Below are 1,644 nucleotides of genomic sequence, written 5' to 3'. Positions count from 1 at the left end.
GCTAAGTGTAAAATTTATTGAGGTAGAACATTAGACGAATAAAAAAGAAACCGTTACTCTAGTAATTAGGCTGGCGAGCACTACTTACAAGAGGCGGTTTCTTATGGATATTATTGTAACAGATTTAGTGAAAGTAATGAAGACAGAAAAAACATTTTTAAAACGTGAACAAGCAATGGTGATGTTCTTTGCGCAATTAATTCAACTGATGGTTCAATTAGCTTTTCAACAATTGGATGAAGAAGTGTCTTCAGAATTGAAAAAAGAAGGGTTCCAAGTTGATCGAAAAAGCCAACGAACCGTTACTTTTCTATTTGGTTCTGTCACTTATGTGAGACGAAGAATGAAGAATAAAGCCGGTGAAATCCGCTATCCCCTTGACGAATTTTTAGGGATACGCAAAGGAATTCGCTATAGTTCACTGGTCTTAAGAAATGTCTCTGAATTAGGTACAATGATGGTGTATCGTCACGTGTCAAAAGCGATTGATTGCTTAACTACCTGGAGTATGAGCCATCAAAACGTCCAACAATTGGTGGTGAAAACAGGAGAAATTGTGCAGAAACGAAGTACGCATGAAAGTCGATATGACGAAGTAAAACAAAAGAAAAAAGTTCCTTACTTGTATCTAGAAGGTGACGGTGTGAGGATTCGGGGACAGAAAAAACAACACCTAGAAATTCACCGTTTTCAAGTGAGTGAAGGTAGCCAAAAGATAGGCAAAAGATCCCAGTTAATTTCTCCTTATTTTGTCAGTCATTTGAATCGAAAAAATGCCCAAAAAGAGATGATGAATTATCTTCAAGCAACCTATGATTTAACAGAGACAATCGTGATATCCAACAGTGATGGTGGTTCTGGCTATGAAAAAGAAGTCTTTGAGGAACTTTCTTTGGGCTGTTTCCGTCATGAACATTTTCGTGACATGTATCATGTGCATCGAAAAATAAAAGAGCGACTAAATTTTGTTTCATCTAAGCTACAAGGAAAATTAATAGAAGCGATTCACCAGTACGACAAAGAAAAAGTACGTGCTTGTTTGGACACCGCAGAAAGTCTGATTGAGGAGCGAGAAGAAACCTGTTTGGAACAGTTGAGGTTATTGCAAGGCTATCTTGATCGGAATTGGGTGTATTTACAATCTCTTGAAAAAAGAGGGTTCTATGACGATAAGCAAAGTATCGGAACCATTGAAAGTACGCATCGGAAAATGACCTATCGGATGAAGCGACAAGGTCGTTTGTGGAGTAGAACAGGAGCGGCAGCCATGATTCGTGTGATAGATAGTTTGAGGAATCAAGAATTGAATACTTGGCTAAATCAATATGAAGAAGTGGCGGATGACGAATTAGAACGACGAAAACAATGGAAAGCAATGAAACGAAAAGTCCTAAAAGCCCCTGCTTTTCAATCACATGAAGGAGCATTTAAAGGGAGCATTGGTCAGGGACTTGCGAAAAGCGCACCAATAGGTCAACTATCAAAAGGACTGAAGCAATTAAACATGACCCCTAGTTATTTCTAATGGAAAAAATTTTTCCATTAGAAATAACTAGGCAAACCGAACGCAAGTGAGGTACTAATAACAAAATTTAAGTGAAGTCAGCTGCTTTTTTATTCAACCTCAAAAAATTTGACACATAC

The 1,644-nt window shown here is 37.8% G+C and carries 1 protein-coding gene; it reads left to right on the top strand.

The genetic code is table 11. The features are described from left to right. The first annotated feature begins 103 nt into the window (after positions 1 to 103). Entirely contained in the window at positions 104 to 1,525 is a 1,422-nt protein-coding gene (locus ACWODM_RS16315) for an ISLre2 family transposase (protein WP_037627752.1), read from the top strand. Positions 1,526 to 1,644: the final 119 nt, after the last annotated feature.

This window comes from Enterococcus olivae (genome assembly GCF_053760925.1).
This window is presented reverse-complemented; position numbering and strand designations above follow the sequence as displayed.